Origin of the sequence: Paeniglutamicibacter sp. Y32M11 (assembly GCF_019285735.1) — a bacterium.
Classification (GTDB): domain Bacteria; phylum Actinomycetota; class Actinomycetes; order Actinomycetales; family Micrococcaceae; genus Paeniglutamicibacter.
The window spans coordinates 201,638-218,338 of record NZ_CP079107.1 but is presented as its reverse complement, the minus strand read 5'-3'; the positions used below and the strand labels follow the sequence as shown (position 1 = coordinate 218,338).

The following is a 16,701-nucleotide window of genomic DNA, read 5'->3' as shown; positions in this document are numbered from 1 at the left end:
GGGGCTTAGCCGCGCGGGGCCAGCTCCTGGTCCCCGGCATCCCGCAGCACGTTTTCGAGGTCGGAGACGTTTAATAAAACTGCCTCACAGTTGCGGATGCGTGGATGCGGACGGCCAAGCACCGCTTCAAGGGTCAGCCTCAGCAGCGTCCCGTGGGCAACAACCACCAGATTCATTCCGGGGTGCGCAGTCACCAAATGTCCCAGGGCCCGAATGCCACGAGCGGCCACCATGGCCTCGGGTTCGGCAGTCTCCAAAATGGCGTCAATCTTCTCCCGTGACATCCCCAACACCACCCGACCTTCGCCGGCTCCGTAGTTGCGTTCCATCAGGTCCGGGAGGCGTTCAGAAATTTCAAGCCCTAGATCCGCGCCGAGCAGCGACGCTGTCTCCACCGCCCGACCCAGCGGAGAGGAGACCAATACGTCCCATTGAATGCTGATGAGTTCGGCTCCCGCGGTGCGGGCCTGCGCCCTGCCTTGGCGGTTCAGCGGAATATCGACCTGTCCCTGGAGCCGCCCCTCGGCGTTCCATTCGGTTTGTCCGTGCCGGACCAGGGCAATCTGTGCATCCATCCTTCCAGCATAGCCGTGGGGAAAAATTCGCAGATCGTTCGGTGCACTGCCCACAAAAAGCAATCCGGCTCAACATTCTTTGATGAAGTGCCCATTTATTGCCACAATAGAGAAGGCCAGCCCGGGGCGGCGGCGAGATCACGCGCGATGACACAGCAGCACTATTCCGTATCCCAGTGGAAATGATGCAGCTGTTTGTGGCGAGCTTTCTCATCAGTTGCCCATCAACGCCACTCCCGCTCCGCCGCCAATGACCGAACTCCCGCCCGCCACTGCGCCCATTTCTGAGGACAACACATGAGCACAACGCCCGTTAGCACCGTCGCAGACCTAGAGACTCCCCTCAAGTTTGCCTACTGGGTACCCAACGTCTCCGGCGGCCTGGTTGTTTCCACCATTGAGCAGCGCACCGGCTGGGACTTCGAATACAACAAGAAGCTGGCTCGCATCGCCGAGGACTCCGGCTTCGAATACGCTCTCTCGCAGACGCGTTATGCGGCCAGTTACGGCGCGGACAAACAGCATGAAGCCACCGCCATCAGTTTGGCCCTGCTCGGTGCCACCGAACGCCTGAAGGTTATTGCCGCCGTGCACCCCGGCATGTGGCACCCCGGTGTGCTCGCCAAATGGCTGATCACCGCCGACCACATCTCCGGCGGCCGCATGGCCGTGAACGTGGTTTCGGGCTGGCTGAAGGACGAATTTGTGAACTTTGGGCTGGACTGGCTGGAGCACGACGAGCGCTACGTGCGCACCGAGGAATTCATCTCCGTGCTGCGTGGTTTGCTCACCGAAAAGGACTTCTCCTACGCCGGGAAGTACTACAACATCAACGACTTCACGCTCTCCCCCGCCCCACTGGATATCCCGGGCCGGGCACACCCGGAAATCTTCTTTGGTGGCAACTCGACGGCCGCTCAGGGCGCCGCGGGCAACACCGCCGATTGGTATTTCTCCAATGGCCGCAGCCTGGAGGGCTTCGAGGAGAACATTGCCGGCGTGCTCAAGGCAGCAGCAGCAGCAGGTACCCGCACCGCCCCGGTGAAGCCGCGTTTCGGCATCAATGGCTTTGTCATCGCCCGCGAGACCGAGGCCGAGGCCACCGAGACGCTGCGCGAGATCATTGCCAAGGCGCACCGACCAGCGGTTGAGGGCTTCGCCGCCGCCGTCAAGGAAGCCGGCCAGTCCACCAAGGACGGCAAGGGCATGTGGTCCGATTCCACCTTTGAGGACATGGTCCAGTACAACGACGGCTTCCGCTCCAAGCTCATCGGCACCCCGGAACAGATTGCCGAGCGCATCATCGACTTCAAGAAGATCGGCGTCAACCTGTTGCTGACCGGCTACCTGCACTTCCAGGAAGAGGTTGCAGCCTTCGGCCGCGACGTGCTTCCGTTGGTGCGCGAGCTCGAGGCCGATTTGGCCCGTAAAAACGGCACGGAACTGAATACCGATCTTCTACCCATCACCAACCTCGAAGGAGCTCGCGCCTAATGGCCGAACACCAATTTGGATTCCGAACGCGAGCCTTGCACGCCGGTGGCACCCCCGACGCCGAACATGGTGCCCGTGCCGTGCCGATCTACCAGAGCACCTCATTTGTCTTCAAGGATTCCGACGATGCCGCAAATCTCTTTGCGCTGCAGAAGTACGGAAACATCTACTCACGCATCGGCAACCCGACGGTAGCCGCCTTCGAGGAGCGCATCGCGTCCTTGGAGGGCGGTCTGGGCGCCGTGGCCACGGGTTCGGGCATGGCAGCAGAATTCATCACCTTTGCCGCATTGGCCGGGGCGGGAGACCACATCGTGGCGTCCTCCAAGCTCTACGGTGGCACCATCACGCAGCTGGATGTGACCCTGCGTCGCTTTGGCGTTGAGACCACTTTTGTTGACTCCACCGACCCGGCGGCCTACGCCGCGGCCATCCAGGAGAACACCAAGGCGCTGTATACCGAGGTCGTGGCCAACCCCTCCGGCGACATCGCCGACCTGAAGGGTTTGGCCGAGGTCGCCCACGCCGCGGGCATCCCGCTGGTTGTCGACTCGACGCTCACCCCGCCCTACCTGCTGCGTCCCATCGAGCACGGCGCCGACATCGTGATTCACTCGGCGACCAAGTTCCTCGGCGGCCATGGCACCACCTTGGGTGGTGTTGTGGTGGAGTCGGGCACCTTCAACTGGGGCAACGGCAAGTTCCCCTCGATGACCGAGCCGGTGGCCTCCTACGGCAATGTCTCCTGGTGGGATAACTTCGGCGAATACGGCTTCCTGACCAAGCTGCGTTCCGAACAGCTGCGCGACATCGGACCGGCGTTGCCGGCACAGTCCGCATTCCAGCTCCTGCAGGGCGTAGAGACCCTTCCCCAGCGCATGGACGCCCACTTGGCCAACGCCAAGGCCGTTGCCGCCTGGCTTGAAAAGGATGAGCGCATCACCTATGTGAACTACGCGGGTCTGGAATCGCACCCCCATCATGAACGTGCCAAGGAACTGTTGCCGCTCGGCGTTGGTTCCGTCTTCAGCTTTGGCGTCAAGGGCGGTCGAGCCGCTGGCAACGCCTTTATCGAGGCGCTGCAGTTGGCCAGCCACCTGGCCAACATCGGGGATGTGCGCACCCTGGTGTTGCACCCGGCCTCCACCACGCACCAGCAGCTCTCCGCGGAGCAGTTGGTTGCGGCGGGTGTTCCGGAAGACCTGATCCGCTTCTCCGTGGGGCTTGAGGACCTGGAGGACATCCTGTGGGACCTTGACCAGGCCCTCACCGCCTCACAGCAGGCCGCGGCAGCACCGGCCGAGGAAACCTACGACGGGGCCGCCTGCTCCATCGATGCCGCCCGCGCGGCCGCCGTGACGGGAGCCAAGTAAATGAGCAACGCAGTAGAAGCCCGCACCTGGGAGGGCCCCAACGCGGCCGAGCGCCTGGACATCTTGCGCAACACCACCTCGATCGCGATCGTCGGGGCCTCCAATAAGCCCTCCCGCGCCAGCTACTTTGTGGCCACGTACCTGCTCTCTTCCTCGAAGTACAAGGTGTACTTCGTGAACCCGGTACTCAACGAGATTCTTGGCGAGCCGGTTTACAAGTCACTGGCGGATTTGCCCGAGGTCCCCGACCTCGTTGAGGTTTTCCGCAAGCACGACGATCTGCCCGGCGTTCTGGACGAGGCCATAGCCGTTGGGGCCAAGACCCTGTGGTTGCAGCTGGGATCCTGGCACGAAGATGTTGCAGCGCGCGCCGAGGCGGCCGGCATGAACATCGTGATGGATCGATGCGTGAAGATCGAACACGCTCGCTTCCACGGCGGACTGCGCTTGGCCGGCTTTAATACCGGCGTCATTTCCTCCAAGCGCCAGCTGCTCGCCTAGCTTCAAACTTTGTTTCAGCCAGAGGGCTCGTGTTCCAAAAATCATGTGGTTTTGGAACACGGGCCCTTTTCGCTTGCGCGCGCGGCTCGTAGAGCTATGGCAGTCCCGGGAGATCCTCGCGGGCCATGACCATCGAAAAATTCCAGAGCTTGCGCTCACTGCCATCCGCTGCAGCGGCGACGCTGGCCCGTTTCGCCTGCCGCAGCACTTCTAGCACCGCTTCTTCCAAGGCTTCGGTTTCCGTGGCATTAAGCATCAGACTTGTGATGTTCAGTAGCCCACGAGCATCCGGTTCCGAGCCCGTGGCGTAGTCGCTACCCCAGGCGATCACTGCCTTCAATTGCCGGATCTGATCGTCTGCTTCCTGGCCGAGGTAGGCCTTCAGCGCTAGTGCGTCTTCGATAGCACTAGGTTCCTTGGGAGATCCAACGCTCAGCCCTCCGGGTAACACCTTCCAGACCCTGTCCCGCTTATCACGAGCACGTTCGGGCGCCTCCAGAATAATTCCCGCCTCAGCCAATACGCGCAGGTGAAAGCTCAGTGAATTGGCCGGCACGTCAAGGCGCTGAGCAAGATCCGTGGCCCGCGCCGACTCAACGGCGGTCAGGGTCGCGACGATGCGACGGCGCAACGGGTTGGCCATCGCCTTGAGCATCGGTGAGGTCATAGTTTGACGTCGCGATTGCTCGCTCGCCGGCACGTTTTCACTCATTCCTACAGTCTACATAATCCACAAAAATAGTTGCACAACTAATATTGCGCAAATAAGTTTGCGGGTTTACCGTTGGTGCCATGACCAGTTCAACGAACACTCGGATCATTCCCCTGTGGCGCCAACGCCGCTACCTTTTATGGCTGGGGTCCGACACCGGATCGGCTCTGGGCATGAGCCTTCAGTGGTTTGCCGTTCCCTTGGTGGCACTGATCGTTACCAATTCCCCCACCCAGGCGGGCCTCATCACCGCGATCGGCCAGCTGGGTCGCGTAGTGTGCACCCTCCCGGGAGGGGTTCTCGCCGACAGCAAGGACCGACGCACACTCATGATCATTGGCGGGCTGCTCGGCGCGGTGGGTGGAGTCGGCTTGATGATCGCCTCGCTCGGTGGGCACCTCGGGTTTTGGAGCCTGTTAATCCTGCATCTGCTGATGTCAGTGCGCAACGGACTTTTCGGGTCCGCATCCGATGCCGCACTCAAGGACATCGTCCCAGAATCTCAGCTGCCTGGTGCGCTTGCCGCGAACCAGGGCCGAGACGCCGTCATTTCACTGGCCGGTGGCCCATTAGGCGGCCTGTTGCTCTCGGTTTCTCAGGCCGTAACGTTCGGGGCTTTGGCTCTCGCACACGTAGTTGCAGCCACCTGCGCCAAATCCCTCCCAGCAACCGCTCCCCTGAGTCTTCCGGCACCCGATTCACGGGCGTCAGAAAAATCCAAGAACGGGCTACTCGGCGCCCTCAAGGAGTCTCTTGCCGAGGGACTGAGCGGGCTGACCTGGCTGCTTCGGCGTAGGGATTTGCGTGGAGTGCTGATGATTTCGACCCTGCTGAATCTGGGGATTAACGCCTCGATCACCTCGGTGATTTTCGGTTTGCAGCAACGCGGGGAATCGGCAGGAATCATCGGTGTGGTTTCGGCCAGTCTTGGCGTGGGGATGCTGCTAGGCAGCCTGCCCGCCGCGGCCCTGCTCAAACGGCTGCCGACCGGAGTGGCAGTATGCGTTGGCCTGCTCTTCACGGCCGGAGCCATGTCCCTCATGCCGTTCACTACCTCGGTTCCCTGGATCTGCGCGCTCTTTGGGGTATCGATTATCGGCGCGCCGACGATCAACGCGGGCTTGGGCGGATACTTGATGACCGCCGTACCCAGTGCCCTGCTGGGGAGGGCCACTAGCGCATCGGCATTGTTATCCATGGCCGCGGTGCCGCTGGCACCACTGATTGCCGGATTTGGCTACACCGCTTGGGGCTGGAGTGGACTGTTGTTTTTTTGCGCGGGGATCTGCGTTTTCGCAACCATTCTGGCGATTGCCAACCGGCCACTACGAACCCTGCCTCAGCAACAAGAATGGTCTAGGCATGCCGCAAACTTTGACGTTTGAAACCCGTGGAAGCAGAACCCGGACCCGAGAAACGATAGGACCATCGGGAACGCACCAGCGGGCGTGCGCAAGATCCCTGCGAAAGGGAATTCTTACACCCGCCCGCTACTGTGCCGGTCAGTCACGCAGCTCGGGATCAAGCGGCACTATTTACCACTCGGAGTCGTCCTCGTCGTCGGCTTCTGAGATCCCCAGATCTGGCTGCTGGTTAGCGTCAAATTCGGCCCATGCCTCAACAAAACCCAGGATATCCTCGAGGGATTCTTCCTCATGATCGTCCAATAGTTCTAGCGCCTCGGGGGTATCGAGGATCATTCCGATCGCCGAGGCAGGGTGTTCCTCGAAGTAATCGGTCGGGGAGTATTCCCCACTGAACATCATGTCCTTGCTCTGCGCATAGAGCTCAATGAATGTCCGCACGGCGTGAGGCACGCGCGCCACATCCAGTCCGGAGAGCGAGTCGTTATAGGCCTGCGCCGTCGCTTCTGCCCACTCCTCAACGATGGCTTCATTCATTTGCGTATCAGTGTTGCCCACTACCCTATTCCTGCCTTTTCGGAGATGTTTCGACCACCAATATTAGTGTGCCGAGCCCAACCCGTATATGCCGAAATAGTGTGAAGTTCGTTGAGCAATGGCCGTTACTCCGAAGGAACTACTTGAACGGAGTTCCGGGGTAAAAAGAAAACCCGTGTCCGGACCTCGAAGAGATCCTGACACGGGTGATTCCGATGATTATGGCTAGAGTCGGCGGTTGGCCAGTACCGGAAGGAATTCACGTACCTCATCGATACGGCGGCGGGTGACATCGGTGGTCACAAGTCCCTCATCGTCGTCCCCGAGGTACTCGACGGGAACGCCCATGGGATCAAGGATCGCGGAGTGTCCAATGGTGTGCTGCGAGCTGGTTCCGGCAGCCGCTACCCATACAGTGTTTTCGATGGCACGGGCACGCAGCAGGGTTTCCCAGTGCTCGATCTTGTGCTCACCTTTGAACCACGCGGCAGCAACCAGTAAGAGTTCCGCACCTTCGTTAACGAGGCGTCGGGCAATCTCGGGGAAGCGCAGGTCATAACAGGTCAGCACGCCGACTTTGAGCCCGGCGATCTCAAAGACCGGCACCTCAGCGACGTCCCCGGCCTTAATGGATTTGGATTCCTGATAGGAAAACGCGTCGTAGAGGTGAATCTTGCGGTAGGTACCAAGGATCTTTCCGTTAGCATCCAGCACCGCGAGGGTGTTGTAGGGGCGTTCCTCGCCACTGCTTTCGTAACCACCGGCAACGATGGCGATGTTGTTCTCCGCTGCCATAAACGAGAGCTTCTGGACGAAGGTGCTCCAGTTGCCTTCAATCGCGGCATTCAGTGGGCCGCTGACCTGGGAAACCGCGAGCATGGCTTCCTCTGGAAACAGCACCAGATCCGCGGATTCGGCCTTCGCCTTGGCTACTAAGCGCTCGATGGTTTCCAAGTTGTCCTCGAGTGACCCCGTAGGGGCGAACTGACCAACGCTGACCTTCATGGCGATTCCCTTCGTCGCTGAATACTTCCAACCAGCCTAGCGACAAACCTCAAAATAGCACTCGCGCGTTGCCCTCCGGAACCGGCGACGGCGCAAATATGACGGAAGGTTTTCCGTTCCCAGACCCCTTTCCGTGCCGGCTCAATGCACGACCGCCGGAAAACGCAGCGAGGGCGTGGCACCGACTGGCGAAAACGTCTTCACCAAGCTCAGCGCCACGCCCTCGCGTGGTGTTTTAGTTATCAGTCGTTGATCAGGTCGTGGCAGACAATCGTCTGCTCACGATCCGGGCCAACACCGATGGCCGAGAAGCGCGTACCGCTCATACCTTCAAGGGCCAGCACGTAGTCGCGGGCATTCTTGGGTAGGTCATCGAGCGTACGTGCCCCGGTGATGTCCTCGGTCCAGCCATCGAAGTATTCGAAGATCGGCTTGGCGTGGTGGAATTCGGTCTGCGTCATCGGCATTTCGTCGTGGCGCACCCCGTCAACCTCGTAGGCCACGCACACCGGGATCTTCTCAATGTTGGTGAGCACATCCAGCTTGGTCACGAAGTAGTCGGTGAAGCCGTTCACGCGCGAAGCGTGGCGGGCCAGAACCGCGTCGTACCAACCGCAGCGGCGCGGACGACCGGTGTTGACACCGAACTCACCGCCGGTCTTCTGCAGGTATTCGCCCATGTCGTCAAAGAGCTCGGTGGGGAACGGTCCTGCACCCACGCGAGTGGTGTAAGCCTTGATGATGCCGATCGAACGGCTGATGCGGGTCGGGCCAATTCCCGAACCTACCGAGGCGCCGCCTGCGGTTGGGTTCGATGAGGTCACGAACGGGTAGGTGCCGTGGTCAACGTCCAGGAACGTAGCCTGGCCGCCCTCCATGAGGACCACCTTGCCCTCATCTAGGGCGTTGTTCAGCACCAGAGTCGCATCGATGATGAGCGGGCGCAGACGCTCGGCGTAAGAGAGGAAGTACTCAACGATCTCTTCAACCTCGACGCTGCGGCGGTTATAGACCTTGACCAGAAGTTCGTTCTTCTGGCGCAGCGCACCTTCAACCTTCTGGCGCAGGATGGACTCGTCAAAGACGTCCTGAACACGGATGCCCAGGCGTCCGATCTTGTCCATGTAGGCCGGGCCAATGCCGCGACCGGTGGTGCCGATGGCGCGCTTGCCAAGGAAGCGTTCGGTGACCTTGTCCATGGTCTGGTGATACGGGGCTACCAGGTGTGCGTTGGCCGAAACGCGCAGCTTCGAGGTATCAGCACCCCGAGCTTCCAAGCCATCAATTTCTTCGAAGAGCGCTTCGAGGTTCACAACGCAGCCGTTGCCGATGATGGGTGTGGCGTTAGGCGAAAGAATGCCGGCGGGCAGGAGCTTGAGCTCATACTTTTCACCGCCAACTACGACCGTATGTCCGGCGTTATTGCCACCGTTTGGCTTGACGACGAAGTCAACCTTGCCACCCAATAGGTCTGTGGCCTTACCCTTGCCTTCGTCGCCCCACTGGGCTCCGACGATCACGATTGCTGGCATGGGATCCTCCCCCTTGCTCGATTCAGCGCGGCCGGCAAAATACATAAATGCCGGGTCCCGGCGGTGCCGGGCGCAGAAATGCCCCTCGCTCTTCATCTGGCCCAAGCATGGATCAGAAAAGAACAGTAAGGGGCTCTTACGTCACAAGTTTACCCGATCGATCAACAATAGGTTGGATTATGAGACTTTAGGCTCGTCATCGGACTCGATCGCCGCCGCCAACGCAGCTCGCAGCAGGTTTTCCCACTGCCCCATGGCTGTGTCCGGGACCGAGACCCAGTCTCGGAACGGTCGTCCCTGCCCCGATGGGTCAAAAAGGCTTGCGCCCGGATAGGTCAGCGCCGTGCGCATGATTTCGCTCGAACGTCCGACCTTAAACCCCATAGTGTCCTCAAGCAGGCAGGCGATGGCCTTGGACTCGAACTTCAGCGCGTCCTTGCCAAACATCTTTCCGGCAGTAACTCCCTCACCGAGCAGGGCACGGGCGAGCCGCTGAAACTCGGTCATTGCCTCTGGTCTAGGAAATTGCATTCTCATGCCCCAATCAAACCTCTCGACCGGCCCCGCGTCGAGAGCTGGAGTCAATGACTTTTTCTTGGGAACACAAAATTGTGATGGCGGCATGCGGATCTTCTGGCTTCGCTGACCCGAAGCGTTCGGAGGCAGATGACACAACACGACGCGTGCATGAATGGCAGCGTGACGTCACGGACGGGAGTAACACCGGTGGCCGTTTAGACTTGGCGGTATGGCCCTGACCCGCGAACAGCTCATCGACGCAGCAGTGGGCATTCTCTCCGAATTCGGCCTTGCCGATTTGTCCATGCGGCGCTTGGCCCGAGAACTCGATGTCCAGGTCGGCGCGCTGTATTGGCATGTTAAGTCAAAACAAGAATTACTGGTCGAAGTGGCTGCGAAGTTGCTCGATTCGGTTCCAAAGCCGGACTCCCCGGCAGTGAATCTCGCTCCGATGGCGATCGCGGCACTGCTGAGCCAACTGCGCACGGCGCTAATCACCATTCCGGACTCGGCAGAGGTCATGCAGCTGGCACAGTCCATGCGACCCGACTCGTTGGATCCGCTGGGTTGGCTTTTGGAATTCTTGGAAATCTCCGGCGTCCCGGAAAGTGACGCGCCGATGGCTCGACACGTGTTGGTGAACCACTTGCTGGGATCCATCAGCGCGCAACAGGAATCCCTTGCCCTAGCCGCCGGCACGGAGCCGACGACTGCCTCCGATACCTGGGGTCAAGAATCTTTTGATTACGGAGTTCGAGTCATCCTGCACGGGATCATCGCGGAGTATCCGAAAAACTAGGAACCGAGTCGTCCGTCGGAGGCCTCAAGGTAGCAATTTCCACAGAGCGATTCGTACCAGACATCGTCACCGTCGATAGCAACTTGATCGCCGTCGAAGATGATCTCCGTGCCGACGCGCCGCGTGTTAAAAACAGCTTTTCTGCCGCAACGGCAAATGGTCTTAAGTTCCTCGAGGCTATGCGCGATTTCCAGTAGTCTCCGTGATCCAGGGAAAGCATGAGTGCGGAAATCCGAGCGGATGCCATAGGCGATCACGGGGACGTCGTCCAAAACGGCAATGCGGAATAGGTCATCCACTTGCTCCGTTGTTAGGAACTGAGCCTCGTCGACCAGCAGGCAGGCCACCGGTGGTGCGTCAATGTGCTGAAGCAACGCATCGGGATCGTCGCCCGCTGCTTTGCGAGCAAACAATTCTCGAGCACCGGCTGCAGGCGGGATGAGGAAATCTACATCACGGCTCATGCCTAAGCGCGAGATGACGCGGGAATCACCCTTGGTATCGATCCCGGGCTTCGCTAAGAGAATGCGTTGACCACGCTCTTCGTAGTTGAACGCTGCTTGAAGCAGTCCCGTGGACTTGCCGGAGTTCATTGCCCCATACCGGAAATATAGCTTCGCCACATCGTACCTTTCGCACTAGACCCAGTGGACGATTCTATGTGCTGAAACAATCCAGCGGGGAACGAGTCGCATCCGAAAGGAGTAAAGCCCCGGCGCTCCGATCCGCGTGGATCTCGCGCCGGGGTGCTAAAAATACGTCACGAAGGGCAGTGGCTCCGGTGCCGCCCGACTCCTGAGCTTAGGTCACAGCGTGACGAGCGCGATATGCGGGGGCATCCCAAGACTTCGATTCCAGGATATCCCGCAGGATCTCCACCGCATCCCAGATGTCAGTGAAGGAAAGGTAGAGCGGAGTCAGACCGAAGCGAAGCACCTCGGGCTCGCGGTAGTCTCCGATGACGCCGCGGTCGATCAACGCCTGAATGATGGCGTAACCCTCGGGGTGGCGGAAACTTACGTGGCTACCGCGCTCCGCGTGGTTCTCGGGCGTCACCAGCTCTAGACCGAACTCTCCACAGCGCTCCCGCACCAATGTAATGAACAAGTCCGCCAACGCCAGCGACTTGGCACGGACCAGTTCCATGTCCGCTTCCAATGAAACGTCCAGTCCACATTCGATCATGGCCATGGACGTGATGGGCTGGGTTCCACATAAAAAGCGGCGCACATCATTGGCCGCCGTGTAGCTGTCAGACATGGCGAACGGAGCCGCATGCGACCACCACCCCGTCAGTGGCTGCCAAAAACGGCCCTGATGACGACCATTGACCCAAATGAATGCCGGGGATCCTGGACCGCCGTTGAGGTACTTATACGTGCAACCGACCGCGTAGTCGGCATTGGCCCCATTGAGGTCCACTGGCACCGCCCCCGCAGCATGTGCGAGGTCCCAGACGATGAGAGCGCCTGCCTCGTGCGCGGCGGCCGTCACCGCGTCCATGTCCCACATGGCTCCGGTACGGTAGTTGACGTGGGACAGCGCGACGACCGCGACGGATTCATCCAGCGCCTTCTCCAGCGGCAGGTTCTCGTCGATGAGGCGAACTTCGTAGTGTTCATCGGTCTCGGCGTTGACCGAGTTCAGGAAGTCGCTGATGCCCTCGGCAATGTAGATGTCGGTGGGGAAGTTGTCGCGCTCGGTCAGGATGATGCGTTTACTCGGTGCATCCTGCTGCTGAATGCGCACCGCCGAGGCAAGCGCCTTGAACAAGTTCAGGCTGGTGGTGTCGGTGACAACGGTTTCGCCATCGTTTCCGCCAATGATTTTGGACAGCTTGTCCCCCAGCCGACTGGGCAACTCAAACCAACCAGAGGTGTTCCACGAACGAATCAGGCCTTGGCCCCATTCGACGTTGATAACCTCTGCCGCACGTTCAGCAGCCCCGCGCGGAAGCGGGCCCAGGGAATTTCCATCAAGATAGATCACGCCTTCCGGCAGCGAGAAACGGTCTCGGAACGCGGACAATGGGTCTGCTGCATCAGCGGCCTGAAGACTGGTTCGGTCCGTCTGGATGGATGTGCTCATGGTCTGTGTGATGACCTTTCTCGAATGATTACCGGCACCTTATGCGCCGTTGTACGCCGCGGCAAGGTTTACCCATCATAGAATTATTCACGGTGCCCAAGATAGGTCACTGAATAAGTGCACAGGAGAAAGGATAAAATCCGTGTTAAGTTCAGATTCCATCAGAAAATACGACAGCCAGCAGAATACGGTTCGGCTCGACGACGTTGATCTAACGATATTGCGCGAGCTGAGTCTTGATGCTCGTATCCCCAACAACGTTTTGGCCTCACGCGCCGGGATTGCGCCCTCAACGTGTCTGGGTCGTGTACGCGCACTGCAGGAAACGGGCGTGATTCGCGGTTTCCACACCGATATCGACCCGGCAAAACTGGGCCTTCGCATCTCCGCGATGGTTTCGGTGGTCGTGCGTTCCGAAGCACGCAATGCGATGCTCGAGTCTGCTCGCATCCTGCGGGAGCTGGCGCAAGTTCAGGACGTCTTCGTCCTCGGCGGGACACCGGACATCCTGGTCCACGTCATTAGTGATTCGGTCGAATCACTTCGGGATTTTGTCGCCGAACACCTCGGCGGCAACCCGGCATTTTCGTCTACGCAAACAAATATCATTTTTGAACATTTATCACCGGTCAACAAGGAATCGAACTCGCTCCCCCAATCACGAGTTGCCGCTACGGCGCAGACTCGGCGTAAGAGCGCAACGACTTTAAGGTAGCCGCCTCCGAATCGGCAATGGCGGCTACCAGTTCACCCACTTCTTCACGGAGTTCTTCGGCAGCGTCCACACTGATGGTTAATCGAACGCGCGTTTGACCAGATTCCGCCAAAAGTTCGTAGCCATACAGCACATTGATGTCTCCACCTCCGGATGACAAGGTAACGGCTGTCCCTTCGCTCAGCTCTTTAATGAGCAATTGGCGTTCATGGGCACCGGACCGGTAGTCGAGCAGCGCACCAGGGCTGGTGAGCTGCTCGGGCTCCATTGAATCAACACCGGGCATCCATTGCGGGGCAGCAACCCAATCGGTCAGCAGCTCCCAAACTCGGTCCGGTGCGAGGTGAATCAGCTCCTGAATATCCAAAACCTGAAACTGTGTTATAGCCGAATCGTGCCACGCCGCGGGCAAAAATGAAACGGTTAATGAGCCCGCGGCTTGCGGCGAAGCCGCAAGGTAAGCGCCCCGATCAGCACCAACAGCAAGCCCGAACCCCCAAAGACCACCACAGAGTTTGAACCCGTCTCGGCCAGCTGCGGGTTGGCGGTCGCCGCAACGGGCTTAACTACCGCCGCAGCGACGGCTTTCTTATCCACGACCGGCTTCGTGATATTTCCGGCCGGTTTAACCACCGGCTTTTCCACCGACGGTGCTACCTCCGGGGATTCAGTGCTCGCTCCCTCATCGGCAGGGGGTACTTCCTCTTCATCCAGGAACCCCTCATTGATCAGCTCTTGGATAACTCCGTTGTAGGCTTCCATCGCCCATTCTTCGTTACCGTCAAAGAGGTACAGGAAGTAATCCATCAGCTCGTCGAGGTAGGCCTCGTCGCCCGATTCCATGAAGTCCACAACGATGTCCACAATGGTGTCGAATTCCTCGGTCCCCACCAACCCGTCGAGCATCTGATCGGTAAAATCGATTCCTTCGGGGGTCTCCAAGAAATCGATCCATTCTTCTTCGCTCCAGGATTCAGAGCCTTCGGGAGCTTCTACGCCCTCAACGACCTCCCAGAACGATGTTGGCTCGTCAGATTCCTCGATCGTTGGCCCGGCACTCTCGGTGCTCTCGGTGCTCTCGGTTGAAGCTTTCGCCGATTCGGTAACGGGCACCTCTTCCTTCTCGGTTTCTTCGATCTCTCCGGGAATGGTTAAGGTCTCATCGGGCGTGGAAATCGACTGCGTACTCTCTGCCGACGATCCTTGAACATCGGTTTCATCCGATTCGTCCAGTCCATCTAGTGGCACCGGGGAAATGCTGGCAGGCAGCGTTGCTGCCGGTGGTGCGGTCTGATCCCCGGATTCATCGCCGGCCCCCGAAGTTGCCGCCTGATCAATGTCAGTTTCGGTTGTTTCGCCAGTTTTTGGCTCCATGGCCGGTACTTCAGCATCATTTGCGGAGGGGCCGTCCTGAATAAAACTGTTTTCGGTATCGACGCCCTCTCCGAGATCACTCGGGGTAGGGGTCCACGTCTCGGACGGGGTCGTTTCGGCATGTTGCGTTGCAACGGCTGAATCGATTCCTTGGGCCTGCGCGGGTGCATTCGTGAGCAACAGTCCCGAAGCTACTGCCGTCGTTAGAAGCGCCGTACGTATTCTGGATGCCATGTCGGTCCTGTCCCAAGGTCTCGGTGCGATGAATGCGGCTAGTGAGGCCGGCCCGATGTCCCCTCGGCTGGCTACCCACTTGCTCTGCGCGAAGATCTCCGCAGGTCAAACCAATAATTTCAGCCACTGGTTTTTGCATAGTCACAGTTCGGACACGGAGTTAGAACAGCATCCAAAGCATCTTTTGGCACGGATTTGCGGCTCATCAGATGGCCAAATGGCGCTTAAATAGCGATTGTTCGTACCGAATGATTTCGGTACGAACAATCGTTATTCACGGGCGAAGGGTCTGGCGCTCAGTTACTCGGCTTCGAGAGCGGCAGCAGCCAGCGGATCTGAATCGTTAAGGAAACGGCCGATGCGGTCCACTTCTTCGGCTTCACCGATCGCGGCTGCGGCACGCTGCAACGCGTACAGAGCACGCAGGAAGCCACGGTTGGGCACGTGCGCCCACGGCACCGGTCCCTGTCCGCGCCAGCCGGCCTTACGCAGCGCGTCGAGCCCACGGTGGTAACCAACGCGGGCGTAGGCGTAGGACTCAACGACGTGACCCTCGGCGTGTGCTTCGTTGGCCAACAGGGCCCAAGCTAGGGATGAGGACGGGAAGCTCGCGGCTACGTCTACAGCTTCATCGCCAGCGTCAAAGCGGGCGGTAACCTCGGTTTCTTCCGGCAAAAGAGTTGCCGGGATACCGAGCAGGTTTGCTCCAAGTTCAGCCATGGTTACTTCAACGACTTTCCGGCAGATCCGAGCTGGTGTGCAGCCTCAACGATGCGTGCGGCCATGGACGCTTCGGCTGCGGCACCCCAGACGCGCGGGTCGTAGGTCTTCTTGTTTCCGACCTCACCGTCAATCTTCAGAACACCGTCATAGTTCGAGAGCATGTGGCCTGCCACCGGGCGGGTGAAGGCGTACTGAGTGTCGGTGTCGATGTTCATCTTGATGACGCCGTAGGCCACTGCATCAGCAATTTCCTTGTCGGATGAACCCGATCCGCCGTGGAAGACCAAATCGAATGGGTTGGCCTTACCAAGCTTGGCGCCGACCTGTTCCTGGATATCCTTGAGAATCTCCGGGCGCAGCTTAACGTTGCCCGGCTTGTACACACCGTGCACGTTACCGAAGGTCAATGCGGTGATGTAGCGGCCGTTTTCGCCGGAGCCCAGCGCGGCAACGGTAGCCAGTGCATCTTCGACGGTCGAATACAGCTTGTCGTTGATGGCGTTTTCGACGCCATCTTCCTCGCCACCGACGGCACCAATTTCGACCTCGAGGATCTGCTTGGCGGCTGCGGTGCGCGGAAGCAACTCGGCGGCGATACGCAAGTTCTCTTCGAGCGTCTCGGCCGAACCGTCCCACATGTGGGAGTTGAAGAATGGATTGCGACCAGCTGCAACTTCTGCCTCGGAGGCGGCAAGCAGGGGAAGCACAAAATCGTCGAGCTTATCTGCCGGGCAGTGGTCGGTGTGCAGGGCGATGGTTACGCCGTAGCTCTTGGCAACTTCACGCGCGAAAGCAGCGAAAGCCAGCGAACCGGTGACCATGTTCTTGACGGAGGAACCCGACCAATATGCTGCACCGCCGGTGGACACCTGGATGATTCCGTCGGATTCTGCTTCGGCGAAGCCGCGAATAGCGGCGTTCAGGGTTTGCGATGACGTTACGTTCACTGCGGGGAAGGCGTATCCGCCGGCCTTCGCAGAATCAATCATTGCGTTGTACTGTTCCGGTGTTGCGATGGGCATACTGACTCCTGTGTAGATAAGGAATTGTGGGGAGTAGACCTCGTTGGCTGCTTCACATCCTATCTACAATGTGTGCTGCATCGCTTACGGGATGACGCGCCACGTTTGTGAATGACATGAAAAGGGCACCGAAT

Annotated in this window: 18 protein-coding genes; 6 read left to right on the top strand and 12 right to left on the bottom strand. The window is 59.4% G+C overall.

The window, feature by feature from the left end; genetic code table 11:
• Positions 1 to 5: 5 nt before the first annotated feature.
• A complete protein-coding gene (locus KUF55_RS01065; RefSeq protein WP_132364220.1) occupies positions 6 to 575 on the bottom strand; it encodes a histidine phosphatase family protein in 570 nt (189 codons plus the stop codon).
• 297 nt (positions 576 to 872) lie between these two features.
• Between KUF55_RS01065 and sfnG the strand changes: the two genes are divergently transcribed.
• From sfnG to KUF55_RS01050, 3 genes are read left to right on the top strand one after another with little or no spacing between them, the layout of a single operon-like run.
• Complete coding sequence (sfnG, locus tag KUF55_RS01060; RefSeq protein ID WP_218817729.1) at positions 873 to 2,069, top strand: dimethylsulfone monooxygenase SfnG; 1,197 nt, start codon at positions 873 to 875, stop codon at positions 2,067 to 2,069.
• A complete protein-coding gene (locus tag KUF55_RS01055; protein WP_132364215.1) occupies positions 2,069 to 3,442 on the top strand; it encodes an O-acetylhomoserine aminocarboxypropyltransferase/cysteine synthase family protein in 1,374 nt (457 codons plus the stop codon). Before sfnG ends, KUF55_RS01055 begins: the two co-directional genes overlap by 1 nt.
• The gene (locus KUF55_RS01050; RefSeq protein ID WP_218817728.1) at positions 3,443 to 3,943 is read left to right on the top strand and encodes a CoA-binding protein; all 501 of its coding nucleotides are present in this window, start codon (positions 3,443 to 3,445) and stop codon (positions 3,941 to 3,943) included. It begins immediately after the preceding gene.
• A 94-nt stretch (positions 3,944 to 4,037) separates the two neighbouring features.
• Here KUF55_RS01050 and KUF55_RS01045 read toward each other — a convergent pair whose 3' ends face one another.
• Positions 4,038 to 4,655 carry a transcriptional regulator gene (locus KUF55_RS01045; RefSeq protein WP_218817727.1) on the bottom strand — a complete coding sequence of 206 codons (618 nt, stop codon included), beginning with the start codon at positions 4,653 to 4,655 and terminating at the stop codon, positions 4,038 to 4,040.
• 80 nt (positions 4,656 to 4,735) lie between these two features.
• Here KUF55_RS01045 and KUF55_RS01040 point away from each other — a divergent pair, with 80 nt between their 5' ends.
• Positions 4,736 to 6,040: an MFS transporter gene (locus KUF55_RS01040; RefSeq protein ID WP_218817726.1), complete on the top strand. Its 1,305-nt coding sequence runs from the start codon at positions 4,736 to 4,738 to the stop codon at positions 6,038 to 6,040.
• Positions 6,041 to 6,190: 150 nt separating this feature from the next.
• Here the strand turns inward: KUF55_RS01040 and KUF55_RS01035 are convergent, their stop codons facing one another.
• From KUF55_RS01035 to KUF55_RS01020, 4 genes are all read right to left on the bottom strand, one after another.
• Positions 6,191 to 6,577: a hypothetical protein gene (locus KUF55_RS01035; RefSeq protein WP_168152009.1), complete on the bottom strand. Its 387-nt coding sequence runs from the start codon at positions 6,575 to 6,577 to the stop codon at positions 6,191 to 6,193.
• 204 nt (positions 6,578 to 6,781) lie between these two features.
• Positions 6,782 to 7,561 (bottom strand): carbon-nitrogen hydrolase family protein, encoded by a 780-nt coding sequence (locus KUF55_RS01030; RefSeq protein ID WP_218817725.1) that lies wholly within the window; start codon positions 7,559 to 7,561, stop codon positions 6,782 to 6,784.
• Positions 7,562 to 7,803: 242 nt separating this feature from the next.
• Entirely contained in the window at positions 7,804 to 9,093 is a 1,290-nt protein-coding gene (locus KUF55_RS01025; protein ID WP_218817724.1) for an adenylosuccinate synthase, read from the bottom strand.
• A 177-nt stretch (positions 9,094 to 9,270) separates the two neighbouring features.
• On the bottom strand, positions 9,271 to 9,600 hold the full coding sequence (locus KUF55_RS01020; protein ID WP_218817723.1) for a hypothetical protein: 330 nt from the start codon (positions 9,598 to 9,600) through the stop codon (positions 9,271 to 9,273).
• A gap of 241 nt (positions 9,601 to 9,841) precedes the next feature.
• Between KUF55_RS01020 and KUF55_RS01015 the strand changes: the two genes are divergently transcribed.
• Positions 9,842 to 10,411, top strand: a complete 570-nt coding sequence (locus tag KUF55_RS01015) for a TetR/AcrR family transcriptional regulator (RefSeq protein ID WP_132364199.1) — start codon at positions 9,842 to 9,844, stop codon at positions 10,409 to 10,411.
• On the opposite strand, the gene KUF55_RS01010 is transcribed toward KUF55_RS01015, so the two are convergent.
• Together KUF55_RS01010 and kynU are read right to left on the bottom strand one after the other, a co-directional pair.
• The gene (locus KUF55_RS01010) at positions 10,408 to 11,034 is read right to left on the bottom strand and encodes a thymidine kinase (RefSeq protein WP_218817722.1); all 627 of its coding nucleotides are present in this window, start codon (positions 11,032 to 11,034) and stop codon (positions 10,408 to 10,410) included. The genes KUF55_RS01015 and KUF55_RS01010 overlap by 4 nt on opposite strands.
• A 178-nt stretch (positions 11,035 to 11,212) precedes the next feature.
• Positions 11,213 to 12,499, bottom strand: coding sequence for a kynureninase (kynU, locus tag KUF55_RS01005; protein ID WP_218817721.1), 1,287 nt, complete (start codon positions 12,497 to 12,499; stop codon positions 11,213 to 11,215).
• Positions 12,500 to 12,641: 142 nt separating this feature from the next.
• Here kynU and KUF55_RS01000 point away from each other — a divergent pair, with 142 nt between their 5' ends.
• The gene (locus tag KUF55_RS01000) at positions 12,642 to 13,214 is read left to right on the top strand and encodes an Lrp/AsnC family transcriptional regulator (RefSeq protein WP_218817720.1); all 573 of its coding nucleotides are present in this window, start codon (positions 12,642 to 12,644) and stop codon (positions 13,212 to 13,214) included.
• Here the strand turns inward: KUF55_RS01000 and KUF55_RS00995 are convergent.
• The 4 genes from KUF55_RS00995 to fbaA all read right to left on the bottom strand — a co-directional run bounded on the left by KUF55_RS00995 (position 13,171) and on the right by fbaA (position 16,567).
• Positions 13,171 to 13,581 (bottom strand): SRPBCC family protein, encoded by a 411-nt coding sequence (locus tag KUF55_RS00995; RefSeq protein ID WP_218817719.1) that lies wholly within the window; start codon positions 13,579 to 13,581, stop codon positions 13,171 to 13,173. The genes KUF55_RS01000 and KUF55_RS00995 overlap by 44 nt on opposite strands.
• A gap of 56 nt (positions 13,582 to 13,637) precedes the next feature.
• Positions 13,638 to 14,822 (bottom strand): LPXTG cell wall anchor domain-containing protein, encoded by a 1,185-nt coding sequence (locus KUF55_RS00990; RefSeq protein WP_218817718.1) that lies wholly within the window; start codon positions 14,820 to 14,822, stop codon positions 13,638 to 13,640.
• 300 nt (positions 14,823 to 15,122) lie between these two features.
• Positions 15,123 to 15,542, bottom strand: a complete 420-nt coding sequence (locus tag KUF55_RS00985) for a DUF3151 domain-containing protein (RefSeq protein WP_218817717.1) — start codon at positions 15,540 to 15,542, stop codon at positions 15,123 to 15,125.
• 2 nt (positions 15,543 to 15,544) lie between these two features.
• Positions 15,545 to 16,567, bottom strand: coding sequence for a class II fructose-bisphosphate aldolase (gene fbaA / locus KUF55_RS00980; protein ID WP_218817716.1), 1,023 nt, complete (start codon positions 16,565 to 16,567; stop codon positions 15,545 to 15,547).
• Between the last annotated feature and the right edge of the window lie 134 nt (positions 16,568 to 16,701).